Annotated in this window: 18 protein-coding genes and 1 tRNA gene; 8 read left to right on the top strand and 11 right to left on the bottom strand. The window is 60.9% G+C overall.

The genetic code is table 11. The features are described from left to right. Nucleotides 1-41: 41 nt before the first annotated feature. Nucleotides 42-962 (bottom strand): c-type cytochrome, encoded by a 921-nt coding sequence (locus AWB64_RS05840; protein WP_060817638.1) that lies wholly within the window; start codon nt 960-962, stop codon nt 42-44. A 324-nt stretch (nt 963-1,286) separates the two neighbouring features. Between AWB64_RS05840 and AWB64_RS05835 the strand changes: the two genes are divergently transcribed. Next, a tRNA-Arg gene (locus tag AWB64_RS05835) sits at nt 1,287-1,362 on the top strand. 170 nt (nt 1,363-1,532) lie between these two features. Here the strand turns inward: AWB64_RS05835 and AWB64_RS05830 are convergent. The 3 genes from AWB64_RS05830 to flhF are packed head-to-tail and all read right to left on the bottom strand — an operon-like array spanning nt 1,533 to nt 4,954. After that, nucleotides 1,533-2,264, bottom strand: coding sequence for an RNA polymerase sigma factor FliA (locus AWB64_RS05830; RefSeq protein WP_060817637.1), 732 nt, complete (start codon nt 2,262-2,264; stop codon nt 1,533-1,535). Between the two features lie 31 nt (nt 2,265-2,295). Then, nucleotides 2,296-3,243, bottom strand: coding sequence for a MinD/ParA family ATP-binding protein (locus AWB64_RS05825; RefSeq protein WP_244163939.1), 948 nt, complete (start codon nt 3,241-3,243; stop codon nt 2,296-2,298). After that, the gene (gene flhF, locus AWB64_RS05820) at nt 3,224-4,954 is read right to left on the bottom strand and encodes a flagellar biosynthesis GTPase FlhF (RefSeq protein ID WP_060817636.1); all 1,731 of its coding nucleotides are present in this window, start codon (nt 4,952-4,954) and stop codon (nt 3,224-3,226) included. The genes AWB64_RS05825 and flhF overlap by 20 nt, the downstream gene beginning before the upstream one ends. Nucleotides 4,955-5,484: 530 nt before the next feature. Between flhF and AWB64_RS05815 the strand changes: the two genes are divergently transcribed. The 7 genes from AWB64_RS05815 to AWB64_RS05785 all read left to right on the top strand — a co-directional run bounded on the left by AWB64_RS05815 (nt 5,485) and on the right by AWB64_RS05785 (nt 12,867). Then, on the top strand, nt 5,485-6,153 hold the full coding sequence (locus AWB64_RS05815; RefSeq protein ID WP_060817635.1) for a cysteine hydrolase family protein: 669 nt from the start codon (nt 5,485-5,487) through the stop codon (nt 6,151-6,153). A gap of 29 nt (nt 6,154-6,182) precedes the next feature. Beyond that, nucleotides 6,183-7,070, top strand: coding sequence for an oxamate carbamoyltransferase subunit AllH family protein (locus AWB64_RS05810; RefSeq protein ID WP_060817634.1), 888 nt, complete (start codon nt 6,183-6,185; stop codon nt 7,068-7,070). A gap of 127 nt (nt 7,071-7,197) precedes the next feature. Beyond that, complete coding sequence (gene fdrA / locus AWB64_RS05805; protein WP_060817633.1) at nt 7,198-8,754, top strand: acyl-CoA synthetase FdrA; 1,557 nt, start codon at nt 7,198-7,200, stop codon at nt 8,752-8,754. A 10-nt stretch (nt 8,755-8,764) separates the two neighbouring features. Further along, entirely contained in the window at nt 8,765-10,168 is a 1,404-nt protein-coding gene (locus AWB64_RS05800; RefSeq protein WP_060817632.1) for a YlbE family protein, read from the top strand. A gap of 18 nt (nt 10,169-10,186) precedes the next feature. Continuing rightward, nucleotides 10,187-11,146 carry a carbamate kinase gene (gene arcC, locus AWB64_RS05795; RefSeq protein ID WP_060817631.1) on the top strand — a complete coding sequence of 320 codons (960 nt, stop codon included), beginning with the start codon at nt 10,187-10,189 and terminating at the stop codon, nt 11,144-11,146. Nucleotides 11,147-11,214: 68 nt separating this feature from the next. Then, nucleotides 11,215-11,604, top strand: coding sequence for an allophanate hydrolase-related protein (locus AWB64_RS05790; protein ID WP_060817630.1), 390 nt, complete (start codon nt 11,215-11,217; stop codon nt 11,602-11,604). A 30-nt stretch (nt 11,605-11,634) separates the two neighbouring features. Beyond that, the gene (locus AWB64_RS05785) at nt 11,635-12,867 is read left to right on the top strand and encodes a cytosine permease (protein ID WP_060817629.1); all 1,233 of its coding nucleotides are present in this window, start codon (nt 11,635-11,637) and stop codon (nt 12,865-12,867) included. A 73-nt stretch (nt 12,868-12,940) separates the two neighbouring features. Here the strand turns inward: AWB64_RS05785 and flhA are convergent, their stop codons facing one another. The 7 genes from flhA to pxpB form a co-directional block, all read right to left on the bottom strand. Then, complete coding sequence (gene flhA / locus AWB64_RS05780; protein ID WP_060817628.1) at nt 12,941-15,037, bottom strand: flagellar biosynthesis protein FlhA; 2,097 nt, start codon at nt 15,035-15,037, stop codon at nt 12,941-12,943. Beyond that, on the bottom strand, nt 15,034-16,260 hold the full coding sequence (flhB, locus tag AWB64_RS05775) for a flagellar biosynthesis protein FlhB (RefSeq protein ID WP_060817627.1): 1,227 nt from the start codon (nt 16,258-16,260) through the stop codon (nt 15,034-15,036). The genes flhA and flhB overlap by 4 nt, the downstream gene beginning before the upstream one ends. Before the next feature lie 234 nt (nt 16,261-16,494). After that, nucleotides 16,495-17,451, bottom strand: a complete 957-nt coding sequence (locus tag AWB64_RS05770; RefSeq protein ID WP_060817626.1) for a DUF979 domain-containing protein — start codon at nt 17,449-17,451, stop codon at nt 16,495-16,497. Beyond that, nucleotides 17,448-18,167 carry a DUF969 domain-containing protein gene (locus AWB64_RS05765; RefSeq protein ID WP_060817625.1) on the bottom strand — a complete coding sequence of 240 codons (720 nt, stop codon included), beginning with the start codon at nt 18,165-18,167 and terminating at the stop codon, nt 17,448-17,450. Before AWB64_RS05765 ends, AWB64_RS05770 begins: the two co-directional genes overlap by 4 nt. Nucleotides 18,168-18,329: 162 nt before the next feature. Further along, nucleotides 18,330-19,082 (bottom strand): 5-oxoprolinase subunit PxpA, encoded by a 753-nt coding sequence (gene pxpA, locus AWB64_RS05760; RefSeq protein ID WP_060817624.1) that lies wholly within the window; start codon nt 19,080-19,082, stop codon nt 18,330-18,332. A gap of 11 nt (nt 19,083-19,093) precedes the next feature. Continuing rightward, nucleotides 19,094-20,134, bottom strand: coding sequence for a 5-oxoprolinase subunit C family protein (locus AWB64_RS05755; protein ID WP_060817623.1), 1,041 nt, complete (start codon nt 20,132-20,134; stop codon nt 19,094-19,096). Further along, nucleotides 20,131-20,784, bottom strand: a complete 654-nt coding sequence (pxpB, locus tag AWB64_RS05750; RefSeq protein WP_060817622.1) for a 5-oxoprolinase subunit PxpB — start codon at nt 20,782-20,784, stop codon at nt 20,131-20,133. The genes AWB64_RS05755 and pxpB overlap by 4 nt, the downstream gene beginning before the upstream one ends. Nucleotides 20,785-20,794: the final 10 nt, after the last annotated feature.

The following is a 20,794-nucleotide window of genomic DNA, read 5'->3' as shown; positions in this document are numbered from 1 at the left end:
TTTGCGCAGGGGTTTGTGTTTCGCTGGTCTGCTGAAACCGTCTACTTCGACGCGGCAACCATGTAATCGACGGCGGCTTTCACGTCGGCATCGGATGCATTCGATCCACCTTTCGGCGGCATTGCGCCCTTTCCATGCAGCGCGTAGCCATAGACGGTGTCCATCGGTTCTTTCAGGCGCGGGGCCCAGGCATCCTTATCGCCGAATTTTGGCGCGCCGAGCACGCCTGCCGCGTGGCACGCCTGACAAACCTGCGTGTACAACGCCTTTCCAGCTTGCGATGCATCCGCGCTTTGCGCGCCTGCCGCCGGTGCGGAGCTTGCCTGCGGCACGTTTGCCAGGGCGGCGACTGCTGCTGCGGCCTGGGCGTTATCGGTTGAAGAAGCGGCGGTTGAAGAAGCGGCTGCTGCGCCGCTCGCCGGGGCGGCAGCCGCCGATGCACCCGCTGCCGCGCTAGGCGCCGGTTGCGCGGGTTCGGCGAATTTTGCGCCGCCATCGTTGGCCATATAGACGACTGCCCGGGCAATTTCGAAGTCGCTATAGTCGTCGGGACTGGTGCCGCCGCGAGCGGGCATGCCGCCTTTGCCATTGAGCGCGTTGTGGAGCAGCGTGTCATAGCCTTCCGCTATGCGCGGTGCCCAGTCGCCCGCATTGCCGAACTTCGGCGCGCCGGCTACGCCAGCGGTGTGGCAGGTCGTGCACACGGCTTTGAAAACCTGTTCGCCTGTTTTGTAGACGCGGGGGGCGTTGGCGTCGCGGATATCGACTTGCGCGACTGGGGCAATGCGCTGCGCGACGGCGGCATCCGAGAGGGAATCGGTGCCGGCGCCGGTGCGTGTCGTGTTGTTGACGTAGACGGCCAGCAGGACGATCACGACGATTGGAATGGCGAACCCGGCGACGATTGCCGCGATGAGTTGACCGGGCGTTTTGATCGGGACTCCGTGGGGTGCTTCACTCATGCTCGTCTCGTCTCCCTTTTTATATGTGAGTCGGTACAGCGACAGCGTGACAGCAACGGCGATTCTCTCGAATGGTTTTAAACGTTTTCGCCAGCACGGTCGATTATAGACGGAACGTTTACGTGGCGGCATGCCTGCAAAGGCTTGTCGCAGCGCGTGTTAACCCGGATTCTTGGAGGTTTTGCAGAGGCTTTGGAAGATGCAGGCGTTAGACGTTTAAGCCCTTGCGATGGACGAATCGGCCGAAAACAGGTATTGTTTCGGACTCGCAGCAGTCCTGCCTCCATGATTTTGTATATGGAACGCGGTACTCCTCGCTCATATGCGCCCGTAGCTCAATGGATAGAGTACTGCCCTCCGAAGGCAGGGGTTGCTGGTTCGATCCCAGCCGGGCGCACCAAGAACAGCACACGCTCGCAGAAGGTAGAGAGCGCGCAACGGCGCTGCTTTCAATGTCGCGCTTGCTGACGGCATCGTTAATCCCGATGTACTGGACCGGAACCAACGCCAAGCGAAGTCGAAGCGCAAAAGCCGGCGCCCCGAAACTTCGCCAACCGCAAACCCAATCCCTCAAGCCTCAACCCCCGACCAGGCCTGTTCCCGCAACTTGGCCCGCAACCTCGCAACCGCCTGGCTATGCAACTGGCACACGCGCGATTCGCTGACTTCCATCACGGCGCCGATCTCGCGCAGGTTCAACCCCTTTTCGTAATAAAGGCTCATCAGCAGCTTTTCGCGTTCCGGCAATTTATCGATGGCTTCCACCAGCGCCGAGCGCAAGCTGCCATCCAGCAACGCAGACAGCGGATCGGCTTTATCGACGCAATAACGGTCGAGAAACGGTTCGTCGTCCGATGACCGGTCGAAGTCTTCGTAATAGATCAGTTGGCTGCCGTGCAGATCCTGCAGCATGGTCTGGTATTCGCCGAGCGGCATGTTGAGATGCTCGGCGACTTCCTGCTCGCTCGCCGAACGGCCAAGGTTTTGCTCGACCTTGTGCACCGCCGACTCCACTTCGCGCGACGTCTTGCGCATGCTGCGCGGCAGCCAGTCGTTCGCCCGCAATTCGTCGAGCATCGCGCCACGAATCCGCTGGCTGGCGTAGGTCTCGAACTGCGCGCCCTGATCTTCTTTATAGCGGCTCGCGGCGTCTAGCAAGCCGATCATGCCGGCCTGAATCAGATCGTCGAGATCCACGCTGGCCGGCATTTTTGCGACCAGTTGCAGACCCAGACGGCGCACGAGCGGCGCGTAGCGGGTCAGGACCTCGGCTTGTGACAGTTTTCCCTGGGCGTTATACATCGCATTCACCTTTGTTCCTTCTTTTGCTTCGTCACACCGACGCCGGGCTGCGCATCGCAAGCTCCGCCAACGGCGATTCGGTGCGGCGCAAACCAGCCCCGGGGTTGATCGAACGCTCGATGTTGCGCGGCGTTTCCATGGAAGCGGCTTGCGCCGGCCATTCGAAGTGCGAACTTTCTGGCATCGGCCAATACTGCAAATCGGCCGCGATATGACGATAGTCGCGAGCGGCGGCGGTGGTCGGGAAAGCTTCCACGGCGCAGCGCGACAGTTCATGCGCCTTCGCCACGCGCGCGTCTTCAGCCACGCAGCCGGCGGGCATCAACTTCACGGCGAGATAGCGGCTTGCTACGCCGGCGAGGTTGTCGAAGGCGATTTGCGCATCGGCGGCGTTCTTCACGTGATTCACCACGATCCGGAAGCGCGAAATGGCGTGCGCGTAATGCAGGCGCTTGATGCAGGCATACGCCTCGGTGATCGCGGCCGGCGCGACGCGGGTCACGATCACGAAGTCGTGCGCCTGCGCAGCAAGCGTGGACAGCGCGCCGCTGCGATCCGGCTGTGTATCGATGAGAACGATATCAGCGGGACCATCGAGCAAGACGCGGCAATGGGCGGCGTCGTGGCTGATGCGTTCGTCGCGAGGCGCGGCGATCATCGAGAAGCCGAACGGCGTGCGCGTCACCGCGTCCTGCAGGAAGCGCTTGCCGGACAACACCGCGCCCAGCGCGCCCGTGGACGGCACCTTCGCGAGGCGGCTCGCCGACAACGCGTTCTGCCGTTCATCGATAACCAGCACGTCCTTGCCCTGCGCCGCAAGCGCGGCCGCGAGATTGACGACCGTTGACGTATTGCCGGTTCCGCCCATTCCGCCCGCCGGTGCGCCGCACACCGTGACCACTCGCGAGCGGTTGCGCGTCAGGAGACGCCGCAAGCCTTCAGCCTGATCGGACGCGAACTTATCCAAAGTGAACCTCATGCAGTTCGGTGGAAGCGCGCGCCGAAAGCGCGGACAGGAGCGGCGGCACGTCGTCGTCTTGCGGCACGAATGGCGAGCCGTCGCGCGGAATGCAGAACGCGCTTTTAATCAGAAATCGCTTGGTCGCGACGTACAGGTTTTCCGGAACCTTCTGTCCCGTCGATACGTAATGCACGGGCAGTTTGTATCGGATCACGGTGTCGATAACGCCGCCCAGGTTCGTGGCTTCGTCGAGCTTGGTCAGGATGCAGCCCGCGAGCGGCGGCTGGTCCGGCGTGCTTTGGTAGGCCTGCACGACTTCGTTGAGCGTGTCGCCGTGGCTGGTGGCGTTGAGCAGCAGCAGGCGCTGCACCGGGTGCCCGGCGCCACAAAGCATGGAGATGTGATCGGACACCGTGCGGTCGCGCTGGCTCATGCCAATGGTATCGATCAGCACGATGTGCTTGTTGCGCAGTTCGGAAAGCGCGAGTTGCAGGTCGGCCGCGTCCTTCACCGCATGCACCGATACCCCCAGGATCTTGCCGAAAATGCGCAGTTGCTCGTGCGCGCCGATCCGGTAGCTGTCGGTTGTCAGCAGCGCGACCTTGCTTGCGCCGAAGCGCATCACGCAGCGCGCGGCGAGCTTGGCGGTAGTCGTCGTCTTGCCGACGCCTGTCGGGCCCATCAGCGCGAAGACGCCGCCGCGGCTCATCATCGACTCTTCGCTGTCCATTACGGGCAGATTGTTCTCGAGGACTTGCTGAACCCATTGCATCGAGCTTTCCGCGTGTTCGATCTCCGGCATGTTGTCGATCAGCATGCGCACGAGCTGCGCCGAGAATCCGGCGGCGAACAGGCGCTTGGTCAACGCTGCGTGGTTCGGACTGCGGCGCTGGCGGTCGCCCCACAGCAAGCCGGCGAAGTGCTCTTCCATCATGCCGCGCATGGACGACAGTTCGTGCATGACGGTGTCGTTGACGACCTGCTCCATGCGCACGCGAATGGCTTCCGTGACGGCCGCCGCCGCCGATGCCGGCAGTCCTGCGAACGCCCCTTCCTGCGTCATGCTGGCGGCTGGCGACTGGACCGGCGACGCGGCGGCCTGTGCCTGCGCGAGCTTCTGCTCGGCGCGGCGAGCGGCGAGTTGAGCCGCTTCGCGCGTCCATTCGGGCGCGTCCGGCGCGTCGGTCTGCTGCGGCGTGACGGTAACGGGGCTGCCAAGTCCCTTTGCAATCGCCGCCGATGCACTCAGCGAACGCTGCGGCATGCCTTCGGTGACTGACTGCGCCACGCGGCGCGCGTGTTCGATCAACCAGGGATTCGATTCGGCCATCGTGCGGGAGGATTCTTCCGGCGTTGCGCGCGGGCGGCGCGATAACGGCAACGGATCGGCCTGAGCTTCAGGTTCGAGGTCTTCGAGCGGTTCGGGATTTGCGCCGAACACGGATGAAAAGACGTCTCCGCTGGCGTACGGGTTGTGATTGGGAGTGTTTTGGGAAGCCGCGGGCGCCGCGCTCGGGCCGGCCGGCGACGCCTTGAGTTTCAGTTCGCGTTGCTGCGCCGCGGCTTTCGGGGAGATCTTTGCCAGGTCGCCATCGGCCACGGCCACGATCTCGATGCTGCCGTCTTCCGTCACCCGATTCGACAGGACCACCGCATCAGGACCCAATGCCTCGCGCACGAGCCGGAACGCATCCCGACTTGAAGCACCGATGAATTTGCGGATGTTCATTTGACCCCCGTTGAGCTTGCGCCCACGCTGTTTTATTGCGGTTGAACGGTCGCGGTTGACTTGTCTTACGCTCAAGCGACGCGCCGTTATCCAGTGAGTGAATTATTGCTTGGGCGGCCAATGCGCCATTGGCTGATAAGAGCCGGGAAAGCGGGGTAATTCGAGGGTTCGGCGCGGGGCTCGCCGATGCGGAAACCAAGCCCTCAAACATCAGATGATTGAGGCCGCCCCGCAGTGCCCAAATGCGGATTTCGGCGTTCGATCTCGATTATTTATTCGTGGCGCGCCATTATGCCGCTGAGCAATTTATCGTCGCGCAATAACATTCATATTCGTTCGTGATAAAGGCTTTATTAATTTTTGGAAACGAATGGAATTAACCTTGCCAATTAATGAATAATCTTGAAATCCATCAAATATCAGTCGTCCGCTGGAAAGAACCTCCATATAATAAATCGACCGGTTATTCACATGAATCGCGATATCTGACTCAACATTTCGTCCCCTGACATTCTTCAAGGAAATTTGAAATGCCACAAAAACTGTTTCAGGCTGAGCCATTTCCATTACCGTTCAATGCAGAAACAACAGCATTGGTCATGATCGACATGCAGCGTGATTTCGTTGAGCCGGGCGGATTCGGCGAGGCGCTGGGAAATGACGTATCACTGGTACGCAGCGCCATTGAGCCTTGCAGGAAATTGCTGAAGGCCGCCCGGGACGCCAAGCTGCTCGTCGTTCATACGCGGGAAGGCCATCGCGCGGATCTGGCCGATTGTCCTCCGGCAAAACTCACGCGCGGCGGCAAGCGTTTCATTGGCACAGACGGCCCCATGGGCCGCATCCTGGTGCGCGGCGAAGCGGGCCACGACATCATTCCCGAGCTTTATCCGGCGCTCGGCGAACCCATCATCGACAAACCCGGCAAGGGCGCGTTCTATGAAACCGACTTGCAGCTCATCCTGCAAAACCACGGCATCAAGACGCTTATTGTGTGCGGCGTCACCACCGAAGTCTGCGTCACCACCACCGTTCGCGAAGCCAACGATCGCGGCTATGAATGCATCATCCCGGCGGATTGCGTAGGTTCCTACTTCCCCGAATTCCAGAAATCGGCGCTGGAGATGATCAAGGCGCAGGGCGCGATTTTTGGCTGGGTGAGCAACGCAACAGCGGTTATCGACGGACTGCGCGGCTAACTTCAAGCTGATTCCCCGGACATCCGGCCATGGCGCTCATCTCGTTCGAAGTGTCCTCGATTGGCTATCTCGCCGAGCACGGCCCGCGCGAGGCGCTGCGGTTCTGGGTGCACAGTCACTTCCAGCATGCGTTGAACCTGTCATCGGCAAACGGGGAATTGCTGACCTTGCTCAGCCCGCGTTTTCAGAACCTGCCGACTGCCATCAGGATTGTCACGCCGCCGGGTTGGGACTGGCGCCACCAGTCCCGGCCGCGCGAACCCGTCGTGCTCGAAGGCAACGTGCTGCACGCCGCACGCTGGCGCGCCGATCTCAGCCGCGCGCCATGCTGGCGGCCGAAGGCGGAAAAAGCGCGGGACACCTGCTCGCTCGACGCCTTCGTCGGCGTCTATCCAGCGCTTGCCAGCCAGCTAGTTGCTTACTGCCGGCAGCGCGAAGTGCGAAGCAGCCTTCAGTTGCTGCCGGGCTGGCCTGCGAATGGACGCGCGCCACGGCTGAATGTAAGCGACGATGCATCGGCGCTCAACGGGAGCGTATCCGAGTTGATCGGCTTCGGAACGGGGCTGACGCCCGATGGCGACGATTATCTGCTGGGTTATCTCGCGGCGTTGCAGTCCTGGCAGCATATTGACGTCATCGCGGCGCATTTGAAATTATTGGAGTCCACAATCAAAAGTCAGCTTCACCGGACCACGAGTATCAGCCGGCATTATCTGACTCTTGCGCTTCAAGGACATTATTCGGAACCTGTCGATTATTTGATCAGTATTTTGACTCGAAAATGCCCGGCGGCGGATATTGCGCTTTCCGCGAATAAGGTGATGGAGTTTGGTGCGTCTTCTGGCGTGGATTGTCTGGGAGGTTTTCTGCATGGAATCAGGTCGCTCGAAACCGTAGCGCAAGAAGAAATTCGCTGATCGGATAAAGATCAAGCAAATATCTGTTCATCGGTTCGATGGCATTCGGCGTATGCAACGCCGGATTCGCCAGGCCCGCATTCGGCCGCTTTTGAAGCATCGGGTGTAACGATCACCGGAATTGGAAATGAGCATAAGAACGAAAGTTTTCAAAAACATGTATCAGGACTCCGTCTCCCTGATGCAAATCTCGGCCCGGATCAGCGCGTTGCCGGATATCGAGCAGGCGTCGGTCGCCATGGGCACCGAGACGAACCTCGCCCAGTTACGCGATGCCAATCTCGACGACGGCGTGAAGGCCGGTCCGAACGATCTGGTCATCGCCGTGCGCGGCGGGGATGCGGCTTGCGACGCCGCGCTCGCGCTGGCAGAAGAGGCCCTCACCGCGAAGCCGCAGGAATCGGGCGGCGATGGCATCCGGCCGCCGCCGCTCGTCAGCCTCGAAATGGCGGCGGAGCAGGAAAACGCCTCGAATCTCGCACTGATCTCCGTGCCGGGCGACTACGCCGCGGCCGAGGCGACCAAGGCGCTGCATCTGGGCATGTCGGTAATGCTATTCAGCGACAACGTCAGCCTCGAGCACGAACGCGCGATCAAAACCCTCGCCCGGGATAAAAACCTGCTGGTGATGGGACCGGATTGCGGCACCGCCATTATCAACGGCATGCCGCTCGGGTTCGCGAACGTGGTCCGGCGCGGAGCGATCGGCGTGGTGGCCGCCTCGGGAACGGGGCTGCAGGAAGTGACGAGCCGTATCGATCAATTGGGCGCGGGGATTTCCCAAGCGCTCGGAACCGGCGGACACGACCTGCACGAGGAGATCGGCGGCATTTCCATGCTTTACGGTCTCGACGCGCTCGCGCAGGATCCGGACACAAAGGTAATCGTGCTGATCTCCAAGCCGCCCGCGCCGGCGGTTGCGGAGAAAATCCTGGCGCGCGCACGGGCGGCGGGCAAACCCGTGGTCGTGAACTTTCTCGGCGCGCGCGCTGGCGACATGAACGTACCGGGCATTACGCCCGCGCACACGCTGGCGGACGCCGCCGGTTTCGCCGTCGCGTTGCTGTCAGGCGCGGCGTTGCCGGAATCGGTTGCCGTGGTGGGAGCGCCGGATGCCGCGCGTCTCGACGAATACAGCCGCACGCTGCCGTCTATCCGCCGCTTCGTTCGCGGGGTGTTCGCAGGCGGCACGTTCTGCTACGAGAGCCAGTTGCTGCTGCGCGAACGCGGGTTCCCGGCGTCGTCGAATACGCCGGTGGCATCGAATATGAAACTCGAGGATATCTGGCACAGCTTCGGCCACACACTCGTCGACATGGGCGACGACGACTTCACGCGCGGCCGCCCGCATCCAATGATCGATCCGACGTTGCGTAACCAGCGCGTTCTCGCCGAATTGAATGACGCGCAGACCGCCGTCGTGCTGTTCGACCTGGTACTCGGCTACGGCGCGTCGATGGACCCCGCGACCGAGTTGCTCGCACTGATAGAACAAGCGCGGCTGCAGGCGGCCGGTCGCGATTTGCCGGTCCTGATCTCGCATGTTTGCGGCACGCAGGCCGATCCGCAAGTCCGAAGCCGCCAGGTCGACATTCTGCGCGAAGCCCGCGTGCTGGTCGCGGGTTGCAACGCGCAGGCAGCGCTCTGGGCGTGCCACGTCGCTCAAGCCCAGGCGCAAAAATAACGGAACCATGATGAATACGCTATTTCAACAGCCACTCCATGTGGTCAATGCGGGTCTAAGCAGTTTTGCCGATAACCTTGCGCTCGCCGGGGGGGACGTGATCAACCTGACGTGGCAGCCGCCCGCGCTTGGCAACGTCGATGCGGGACTCGCGCTGGCGTCGCTGATACGCCATCCGCTGGTCGATCAGGCCAACCAGCAGGCGTTCCAGCATTACCTCGCGGCACAGCCGGTTCTGGTCGACGTGATGATCGCGTCGAGTGCGATCAGCGCGATGTCGCAGAGAAAGCTGATCCTGCACGCGGGTCCGCCTATCGACTGGCCGAACATGTGCGGGCCGGTGAAGGGCGCGATCGTCGGCGCGATCCTGTTCGAAGGCTGGGCAAGCACGCATGAAGCCGCCGAGAAAATGGCCCAGGACGGCGCGATCCGCTTCGAGCCTTGCCATCATTTTGGCGCGGTGGGTCCCATGGCCGGGATCATCAGCCCGTCCATGCCGCTGTGGGTGATCGAAAACAAGACCAACGGCCGGCGCACGTTCAGCAACTTCAACGAAGGGCTCGGCAAAGTGCTGCGCTTTGGCGCGAACAACGCCGAAGTGCTGGACCGCCTCCACTGGATGAAGGACGAACTCGCGCCCGCATTGAAGACCGCGCTGAAGGTGCTCGGCGAAGTGGAACTCAAGCCGATGATGGCGCAGGCGCTGCACATGGGCGACGAAGTCCATAACCGCAATGCCGCCGCCACGGGATTGCTCGTAAAGCGCCTGATTCCCGCGTTGCTGTCCAGCGGCTTGCCGATCGACACCATCCAGCGCGTGACGGCGTTCATCGTGGGAAATGATCACTTCTTCCTGAACCTGTCCATGGCGGCGTGCAAGGCGATGATGGACGCCGCCCACAACGTTCCCTTCAGTTCCATGATCACCGTCATGGCGCGCAACGGCGTGAACTTCGGCATTCAGATGTCAGGCACCGGCGACCGCTGGTTTCAGGCGCCGGCCAATCCGGTTGAAGGCCTGTTCTTCCCCGGATACGGCGTGGAAGACGCGGCGGCCGATCTTGGCGACAGCGCGATCACCGAGACCGCGGGCGTGGGCGGATTCGCCATGGCGTCGTCGCCGGCTATTGTCAAGTTCGTGGGCGGAACGCCGGCGGACGCCACGAACAACAGCCGTCGCATGCAGGCCATCACCATCGGCGGGAATCCCGCGTTCACGCTGCCAGCGCTGAATTTCGCGCCGACCGCAGCGGGTATCGATGCGCGCAAGGTGGTCGATCGCGGCATCCTGCCGATCATCAACACGGGGATTGCGCACAAGCAGGCGGGCGTGGGGCAGATCGGCGCCGGGATAACCACGGCGCCGATGCCTGGGTTTATCGACGCGATCCGCGCGCTGGCCGAGTACGTTTAAATCATACGGGTACGCATCATGACGAAGCCTCTGGCAATAGTCGCGGTCGGCGGAAATGCGCTGATTCGCGACGACGAACACAATAGTATTCCTGATCAATACGAAGCCGTGATCGAGAGCGCGGGACACATTGCAGAGATGATCGAGGCCGGCTGGGACCTGGTGCTTACGCACGGCAACGGGCCACAGGTCGGTTTCATCTTGCGGCGTTCCGAGCTTGCCGCAGACGAAGTCCGTCCGGTTCCGCTGGACTACGCTGTGGGCGATACGCAGGGCGCTATCGGCTATATGTTCCAGAAGGCGTTGAGCAACGAGTTGAGCCGCCGGGGAATCGACCGGCGCGTGGTGACTGTCGTTACGCAAACGCGCGTGAGCCGCGACGATCCGGCGTTCCGCGATCCGGCCAAGCCAATAGGCGCGTTCTTCGATGAAGCCACCGCGCGCAAGCGTCAACAGGAACTCGGCTGGACGCTGATGGAAGACGCCGGGCGTGGCTGGCGCCGCACCGTGGCTTCGCCGCAGCCGCTCGAGATCATGGAGCGCGAGGTGATCGCCAGGTTGCTCAAGGAAGGGTGCATTGTGATTGCGTGCGGCGGCGGAGGCATTCCGGTTGTAGTGGACGAGCATCGGCAGATATCGGGTGTGGAAGCGGTTATCGACAAAGACCTGGCTTCCGCGCTACTCGCCGAGCAGCTTGGCGCGGATCTGCTGTTGATTCCCACGGGCGTGGAGCAAGTTGCGGTCAACTTCGGCAAGCCGGACCAGCGCTGGCTCGACACATTAAGCCTCGTGGAAGCGCAAACGCTGATCGACCAAAACCAGTTCGCAGCGGGCAGCATGCTGCCGAAAATCGAAGCGATCATGCGCTTTGTCGCGCACAGCCGGGCTAATGGCGGAAACGGCAAAGGCCTGATTACGAGCCCCGAAGCCATTCGTCGAGCGCTCGATCAGAAAACCGGCACGTGGATCACTCAATAATTTTTTTATTCGCGCATTGAATGTTTAGCAATCCAGATTTTTAAACAAAACATAGAGGCATGACGATTATGGAAACCACTTTGCTCGCCGTGAACGGCACGCTCATGCGAGGCCTCGATTTGAATCCGAACATGATCGCCGCGCAGGGCGTCTTCGTTCGGGAAGATCAAACCGATGCGCACTATCGGCTGTGGAGTATCGGCGACCGGCATCCGGGGATGATTCGCGTTGCGGAAGGCGGGACATCGGTCGCGCTTGAAATCTGGGCGTTGCCGCCGGTCTCGCTCGCGGGACTTTTGTTGAGCGAGCCGTCGGGATTATCCATTGGGAAAGTCACGTTGCGCGATGGCACGCAGGTACTCGGCGTACTTGCTGAACCGTGGCTCGTGGAAAACCAGAAAGAAATCACCCCACACGGAAGCTGGCGCGCCTACACGGGCCATTTTTATTCCGCGTAAAAGCACGAGAACACTGTAAGGACTATTTGTATGCGCGAAACTAGCGAACGTTTGAATACCGCGCCCGGGTATCGCATTGCCATGATTCTGCTTGGCATTGCGATTACGCCGGTTCTGCTTTCGTCGTCGAGTCTGGGGAGTCAACTGTCCAGTTCGGCGTTGGTCAAGGTGGTGATCATTGGCAGCATCATTTTGACCATCTTGTCGATCATCACCATTTGTGTGGGAGAGAAAGCGCGATTGCCGACTTACGGGATCGTGAAGTATCCGTTTGGCGAAAAAGGCGCGATCGCGATCAACGTCCTTCTTGCGATCAGCCTGTTTGGATGGATTGCCGTCACTGCCAATATGTTCGGGCATTCGGTGCATGACCTCTTGGCGCAGCATGGGCTGAATGTGCCGGTTCCCATTCTGGTCGCAATAGGTTGCGTGATCTTCGTGTCCGCGACTGCGTTTGGATTCGAGTTGCTGGGCAAGGTCGCGCTGTTCGCAATCCCTGTTATTGCATTGATGCTTGCATATTGCCTTTATGTCGCGCTGCACGGGCAGGTGGAGATACCCGCGCGTCTCGCCGAGATGAATACTGGTGTGGCTGCGTCGACAGTTGTTGGCACGATTATCGTGCTGGTTGCCACATTGCCGGACTTTGGCAGCTTCGTGCATGACCGCAAGCACGCGGTGATTGGTGCCGCGCTGACGTTTCTGATTGCTTATCCGTTGTTGTATTGGGCGGGCGCTACGCCGAGCGGAATGACGGGACAGAATTCACTGCTTGGTTCCATGGCCGTGTTTGGCGCGGTTTTGCCGGCCGCGTTGCTCCTGATATTTGCAACCGTGACGGGCAATGCCGGCAATATGTTTCAGGGCACGCTGGTGGTATCGACGCTGTTCACGCGTTTTCCGAAATGGCAGATTACCGTTGCGTTGGGGATTCTCGCCATGATTGTAGGAAGCATGGACATCATGGGATGGTTTATCCCCTTTCTGTTGTTTCTGGGGATTGCTACGCCACCCGTTGCCGGGATTTATATTGCGGATTTTTTGCTTTATCGGCGAGGGGGGTATGACGCGAAGGTGCTCGTGGCCGAATCGCAGGTTAAGGTGCTCACATTCGTTGCCTGGATTATTGGATCACTTGTTGGATTTATGACGGTGAAGGATGTGTTTACCTTTACGAGTATTCCTTCAATTGATTCGATCTTGGTCGCCTGCGCCTGTTATGCGGTTTTTAGCAGGTTTTTTAAGCGGACTGTTATGGCTTGATGGGAATCGGGCGGGGGGCGTGCTTTTTTAGGGCTCCCCACACCTAACCCCTGGTGCCACCAAAAACCTCCCCTCACCCTCCAATCAAATTCACCACCTTAATCCCCCGAGTATCCGGCACTTCCGCATAAGACAAAACCTTCAACTGCGGCAGGCTCCTGCGCAAAAACCTGGCGAGCATCGCCCTTAGCGAATGCTGCACAAGCAACACCGGCGGCAAGCCAATATTTTGCTGTCGCATGATCGCGTTCTGCGTCGAATTCAGCAGCGTCTGCGCCAATCCAGGCTCAAGCCCCGGATTAGCCCCCGTCGATAAAGCCTGCGACAACACCCGCTCAAGCGCCGGGTCCAGTCCCATCACCTGCAACTCGCCACTGCCCGGATACCACTGCTGCGTGATCGCGCGCCCAAGCGCCAGACGCACGGCCGCAGTCAGATCGTGTGCATCGGAAATCTTGGGCGCATGCTCCTGAAGCGCATCCACAATCGTGCGCATATCGCGGATAGGCACGCCTTCTTCCAGCAAGTTCTGCAGCACCTTTTGCAGCGTGGTCAACGCCATGGTCTTCGGCACGAGATCTTCGATCAACGTAGGCGTGTCCTTGCCAACGCGCTCCAGCAACGACTGAACTTCCTGACGCCCCAGCAATTCAGCCGCATGCGTCACGACCAGATGGTTCAAGTGCGTGGCGACAACCGTACTCGCATCGACGACCGTATAGCCGTACACCTGCGCCTGCTCCCGCAAGTTTGTATCGATCCAGACCGCCGGCAAACCGAACGCCGGATCTTGCGTCGGACTGCCCGGCAAGGTTGCCGTGACCTGACCCGGATTGATTGCAAGCCATTGCCCCGGAAACGCTTCGCCCACGCCTACTTCCACACCCTTCAACGCGATCCGATAACCATTCGGCCGCAACTCCAGGTTGTCGCGAATATGAATCACCGGCGGCAGGAAGCCGATTTCCTGCGCGAATTTCTTGCGAATGCCCTTGATGCGCTTCAGCAATTCGCCATCGGTATTGCGATCCACGAGCGGAATCAGCCGATACCCCACTTCAAGCCCAAGCGGATCGATCATCGCGACGTCGTCCCAGCTTGCCTCGCTGTTCTCGAGCGGCGCGCTCGCCGGCGCCACGATGTCGGTCACGGCCGCCGCTTTCTTCTTCGCCTGCGCGCGCTGGTTCATCGTGCGCGCGGCATAGACCAGACCGCCGCCGAGCAGCAAGAATGCAAAGTGCGGCATGCCCGGGATGAGCCCCATGACACCGATGATCACGCCCGTAATCATCAACACACGCGGGTTGTTGAACAACTGCCCGGTCAACTGCGTGCCAATGTCTTCCTCCGTCGCCACGCGCGACACGATCACGCCGGCGGCCGTCGAAATAATCAGCGATGGAATCTGCGCCACAAGACCATCGCCGATGGTCAGCAACGTGTAGTTCGTGGCCGCGTGCGCGAAGTCCATGTCGTGCTGCAACATCCCGACAATCAATCCGCCCACGATGTTGATCACCATGATCAGCAAACCCGCGATCGCGTCGCCGCGCACGAACTTGCTCGCGCCGTCCATCGATCCGTAGAACTCGGCTTCCTGCGCCACCTGCACGCGGCGTTTTCTCGCCTGATCTTCGTTGATGAGGCCGGCGTTCAGGTCGGCATCGATAGCCATCTGCTTGCCCGGCATTGCATCGAGCGTGAAGCGCGCGCCGACTTCCGCAATGCGCCCGGCGCCCTTCGTGATCACCATGAAGTTGATGATCATCAGGATCACGAACACGACAATACCGACCGCGAAATTCCCGCCCACGAGGAAGTGGCCGAACGATTCGATCACCTGGCCGGCGGCATCGGGTCCGGTGTGGCCTTCGAGCAGGACAATCCGCGTGGACGCCACGTTCAGCGACAAACGCAGCAACGTGGAAAACAGCAGCACGGCGGGGAATGCCGCGAAATCCAGCGGCTTTTGCGTGTACATGCTGACGAGCAGCACCATCACGGAAAGCGCGATATTGAAGGTGAACAGCAGGTCGAGCAGGAACGCCGGCAACGGCAGGATCATCATGCCGAGGATCATGCAGATCAGCACAGGTCCGGCCAGCGCTCTCAGGTTCTGTGGTCCCAACGCCTCGGGGCGCTTCGAGAAAAATCCGGCGCGCGCGTTCATGCTTTGCTTCCTTTTCCTTTTTCTGTTTCGTTTTTATCGGCGTCTTTAGCCAGGGCTTCTGCGGCTTCCTGATCGGCTTCGGATTCGGGGACGCTGCCTTTATCGAGTTCCGGCGGGACGTCGAGGTTGTCCGGTTCCTCCGGCCACGCCCCGCCGTCTTCCTTGAATTTGCGCAACTGATAGACCCACGCCAGCACCTGCGCGACCGCGCCGTAAAGCGCGCCCGGAATCTCGCGATTGATCTCGACGTTGTGATACAGCGCACGCGCGAGCGGTGGCGCTTCGAGCAGCGGAACGTTGTGTTCGCGCCCGAGTTCGCGGATGCGCGCAGCCACGAGGTTCACGCCCTTCGCGACCACTTTGGGCGCGCGCATTTCACCATCGGCATATTTGAGTGCGACGGCAAAATGCGTCGGGTTCGTGACGATCACGTCCGCTGTCGGAATTGCGGTCATCATCCGGCGGCGTGCGGCCGCACGCTGTTGAGCGCGGATGCGGCCCTTCACGTGCGGATCGCCGTCGCTTTCACGATGTTCGCGCTTCACTTCCTCCTTGCTCATGCGCAGCTTTTTCGCGTGCGTCCAGAGCTGGTAGGGCACATCGAGCGCGGCGACCAGAAACAAGCCCGCGATCGCCATGCCGCAGCACACCACGATCAGATGCATGGCGTCGGCGAGGGCAAGATTCAGCGGCTTTGTCACGAGGCTGAGCACTTCCTCCTTCCTGTGCCAGATCGCCCAGCCGGCCAATCCGCCGACGACCAACGTCTTCAGGATCGACATGCCGAGCGCGATTGGACCTTGCGCGGAAAAGATCTTGGCGAGGCCGCTGACGGGATTGAGCCGCCCAAAATTCGGTGCGAGCGGTTTGGTGGTGAGCAGCCACCCGCCGAGCGCCATGGGCGCGGTGACGGCGGCGAGTGCGGTCAGCGCGAGCACGGGGAACAAGGCGAAGAAACCTTCCTTGCCGGCGGCGGCTGCGCCGATCAGCATCTGGTTTGTATCGAGTACGGTGTTGTGGTTGAACGTGAATGCGCCGCGCAGGATGGATTGCAGGTGTTGGCTGATGGGTCCGGACATGCCCCAGATGCCAAAAAATCCCGCCGATAGCAACGCGAACGACGCCAATTCCCGCGAGCGCGCGACCTGACCCTCCTCCCGCGCCTTTTCCAGGCGCTTGGGAGTGGCGGATTCGGTCTTTTCGAGGTCGCTTTCTTCTGCCACGTCGGTGCGCTCCGGTCCAGCCGGTCTTCGATGAAGACCTGACGTTCTGATCCAGTGCAGCGATTATTGCGAAAAGGCGCCAGTGGGTATTGGGTGATCAGGGAGGAGAAAGGGGGGTTATTCGGGGTTTAACGGGCGCTGGCGCTTGGGCGGGTTGGGGTTGAAGTCATGCTTTTTAGGGCTTTGCCCTAAAAAGCATGACCCCGCCCAAAATTCGCCCGCATCGAAAATTTCTCAAATGAACATCAACCAATTCAACAAAAACACATTAACAACCAACAACGACATTGCCGTTGGCACTTGAACCTTAATTACCGCATTTTTATCTGGCAATTCGAGCAACGCTGCCGGCACCATATTAAAATTCGCGGCCATTGGCGTCATCAGCGTTCCGCAATACCCGCAAAACATCCCAATAGCGACCATCGTCGCGGGATTGCCATGGAACACCCCAACCAGAATCGGCACACCCACCCCGCCGGTCATCACCGGAAAAGCCGCAAAGCCATTCCCCATGACCATCGTAAAAAGCGCCATCCCGACGCAATAAACGGCCACCGCGACCAACCGATAATCCAGATTCACATACGCCGTCGTCACATGCGCGACCGCCTTGCCCACGCCCGCGTCCGAGAACACCAGCCCAAGCATGCCCAGCATCTGCGGCAACACCGCTGCCCACGAAAGCGCATCGACCAGCCGGCGCGTTTCCTTCATCGATTGCCCAACGGTGTCACGCGTCATCACGCAAGCCACAGCCAGCGCGACGATACAGCCAACCCCAAAACCAATCAGCGTGACGTTCTTCGGATCGAGCAGCGGCGTGCCGCCAAATACCAAATGGCTCGCCGCCAACGTCAGCACCACGGTCACCACTGGAATGGTCAGCGCTGGCACAAACAGCTTGTTGCCAAGACGAATGGCGGTCTTGCGGCGGGTTTCATCGGAGAGCATCTTGGGCTTTGCGGCCGTCACACCGCCGAAACCGGCGATCAGCGCCATGGCTACGACCAGCACGCCCACAACATTCACCGGCAGCCAGTCGCCAATCAGGAAAATCAGTGCGTAGACGAGCCAGAACGTGCCGGCGGTGAGGCGGCGCGGATGGGTTTTATCGACGTAAATCATGCCCGCAACGATCACCAGCACAATGCCGAGCAAATAGAACAGATAGTTGATCGTGAGCGTCATGCCGTTTCTCCGCGAACGTTCTTGGTCAGCGCGCCAAGTTCGCGAGTGAGCCGCCGATCAAGCAGCCACAGCCGGAAACCATGGATCAGGAATGCGCAGATGGCGGTCGGAATACCCCAGACGGCAACGTGCAACGGTTCAACCACAATGCCCGCTTCGCGCAGGAACGTGGTCATCAACACGATCGCCCCGAACGCTACGAAAATGTCTTCGCCAAAGAACAAGCCGACGTTGTCCGTTGCCGCGGAATACGCGCGCAGCGTGTAGCGCGTTTCATCGGAGATCTTGCCGTAACGTGCTTCGGCCGCACCTTCGGCCATGGGCGCGAGGAGCGGTCTCACCATCTGCGGATGACCGCCAAGGCCGGTCAGGCCAACGGCCGCCGTCAATTCGCGAATCAGCAGATACACAATCAGAAGACGCCCGACCGTCGCTGCCTTGATGCCCGAAATCCAGATTTGCGCGCGTTCACGCAGGCCGTGCCGTTCGAGCAAACCAATCACGGCAAGCGGCAGCAAAATGATCAGCGGGATATTGCGCGTCTTGAGAAACCCCGCGCCGATGGCAGTAAGAATACGATCGATCGGGAAATGCGCCGCCAGTCCCGTGATAATGGCGGCGGCGGCCACGATCAGCATGGGATTGAAGCGCAGGATAAATCCCACGATGATGACGGCCACTCCAATCAGCGGCCATAGGTTGACAGCGGTTCCCATAAGATCTCCAGTGCTCGGTAAATTACCTTCCGCCGCTGGACAGACCGCTTGCTTTGAGCCGTCCGTTCCATCGGCTTGACGAAAAGCGGCTCTATGGCCGCTTGCTAAAACGCCTCGTGTTGACCCGAGGCGTTCAATCAATCTAGAGGCGCTGCGCTCAGTTCACGCAGCAACCGCATGCGCGGCGCGAACCGCGATTCCCGCCGTTTCCAGCGCGCCGCGAATCCGCTTGGCGAAGGCAAGCGCATGGGCGCCATCGCCGTGAAGACAAACGGTTTGCGCGTTGATAGGCACCCATTCGCCGCTGACCGCCTGCACGCGCCGCTCCGTCGCCATCGCGAGCGTGCGCGCGAGCACGGCGTCTTCGTCGTCCAGCAGCGCGCCCGGATCCTTGCGCGGAACAAGCGACCCGTCCGCCCGGTATCCACGATCCGCAAAGACTTCTTCGATAGCCGCCATGTTCGCCTTGCGGGTGGCATCGACGAGATCGCTGTTCGCCAGGCCGAACACGAGCAACGATGGATCGAAATCGTGAACAGCGGAGACAATTGCTTCTGCAATTTCCGGATTCTTCGCGGCCTGGTTGTAGAGCGCACCGTGCGGCTTCACGTGCGCGACCTTGCCGCCTTCAGCCTTTGCGATCGCGGCCAGCGCGCCAAGCTGATACAACACGCCCGCATAGATATCCGACGCCGGAATGTCCATTTCCTTGCGCCCGAAATTTTCGGGATCGTTGAAACTTGGGTGCGCGCCTATCGCCACGCCTTTCGCGACCGCCCAGCGCACGCAATCGCGCATAGCCACGGCTCCGCCCGCATGCCAGCCACACGCAATATTCGCCGAACTCACCAGATCGAGCAGCGCTTCGTCGGAGCCACAGCCTTCGCCGAGATCGGCGTTCAGATCGATTTCCATGGTCGTTCCTTTCAGGTTGATTTACCGTCGAGCCGCTCGGCGTGCATCGCGATCGCCGCTTCGACCTGTTTCACGTACATGCGCTCTTCGGCCAGCGCGTGGCGCGCGGCTTCCATCGTGGTTTCGATAAAGCGCACACCGCCGTTCAACCGCGCCTGCGCAAGTTTCCACAAATCCGCCCGGATCACCGATCCGATCTTCGGGTACCCGCCGGTCGTCTGGGCGTCGCCCATGAGCACGATGGGCTGGCCGTTCGGCGGGACCTGGATCGTGCCGGGCAGCACCGCGTGCGACAGGAGATCGGCTTTATCGGTACGTTCCAGCACCGTCCCGGCAAGCCGGAAACCCATGCGGTTGCTGTTCGGCGTGATGGTCCATTCCTCGTTCCAGAAATCCCGCTGCGCCGTGCTCGTAAAGGTCTCGTATTCGGGGCCACGCAAAACCCGGACCGGCAGCGACCATGCGTTGCCAGGCGTATGTTTGCCGCGCCGCAACGGCTCTTCGACGTACACGAACTTGCACCACGCGGGGGCTTTTACGCCAAATGCGACGCCCGCCGGCGAGAACGCGTCGTTCTTTTGCGACTGCGGCACGCCGGTCGCAAGACGGTCGCCGTCGCGCAATGCCCGGCCGCCAAGGCCACCGAAACACGCGCCGAGATCCGTACTGCGCGACCCCAGCATGGGCAATACGTCGATACCGCCCGCCACGCACACATAACCGCGCATGCCGTGTTTCGCGCCGCGCAGCGTCAGTTCCTGGCCAGCCTGAACCGGCAGGCTCCACCAGGAGTAGACGGGTTTATCGTCGAGCGTCGCGCCGAAATCCGTGCCAGTGATCGCAATGCGTGTTGCCCGCGTGAAGCGCAGGGTCGCGGCCCCAAGCGTCAATTCGATACCCGCCGCATCCGGCCGGTTACCCACGATCCGGTTGCCGATTTCCAGCGATAAAGCGTCGAGCGCACCGCCCGAACTCACGCCCAGATGCCTGTAGCCGTGGCGCCCGAGGTCCTGCACTGAAGACAGCATGCCCGCGCGAATCACATCGATCATGCGAGCACCTCCAGCGCGGTGAAACGCACGTGATCGCCTGGCTGCATCAGCGTGGGCGGGTTGCGGGCCGGATCGAAGAGCTTCACGTCCGTGCGTCCGAGCAACTGCCAGCCGCCGGGAGATGCCGCCGGATAAATCCCCGTCTGCTCGCCACCGATTCCCACCGATCCCGCCGGCACTTCCAGCCGCGGTTTTGCGTGACGCGGCGCGTGCAGCGTTGGATCCAGACCGCCGAGATAGGCAAAGCCGGGCTGAAAACCCAGGAAGAACACGATGTAGTCGGCTTGCGTGTGCCGTTTCACGAGTTCATCGATACCCAGTTTCAGGTGTTTCGCGAGCGACGCGAGATCCGGTCCGTCCGCCCCGCCATAACGCACGGGAATTTCAATTTCAGTGGTCCCGACATCCGCCTCGTGCGCCTCGTCCCAGGCGTTTTTGAGTTGCTGGGCAAGACCGGTTGGCTCCAGTTGCAGCGGATCGAAGACCAGCGTCAGGTTGTTCATGCCCGGCACCACCTCCACGATGTGCGGCCAGAGCCGCGCCGCGTCGGCGAGCGCCCACATTCGGCGCTGGCATTCAAGCGTGGCGGGCGCGGGCGCTTCGCAGACAAGCGCGCTGTCGCCAAGCGGATGAATTTTGGGTGATGTCATGCTGACCTTG

This window comes from Caballeronia sordidicola, assembly GCF_001544455.2.
Lineage (GTDB): Bacteria > Pseudomonadota > Gammaproteobacteria > Burkholderiales > Burkholderiaceae > Caballeronia > Caballeronia sordidicola.
The sequence above is the reverse complement of the archived record's forward strand: the minus strand, read 5'-3'. Positions and strand labels throughout refer to the sequence as shown.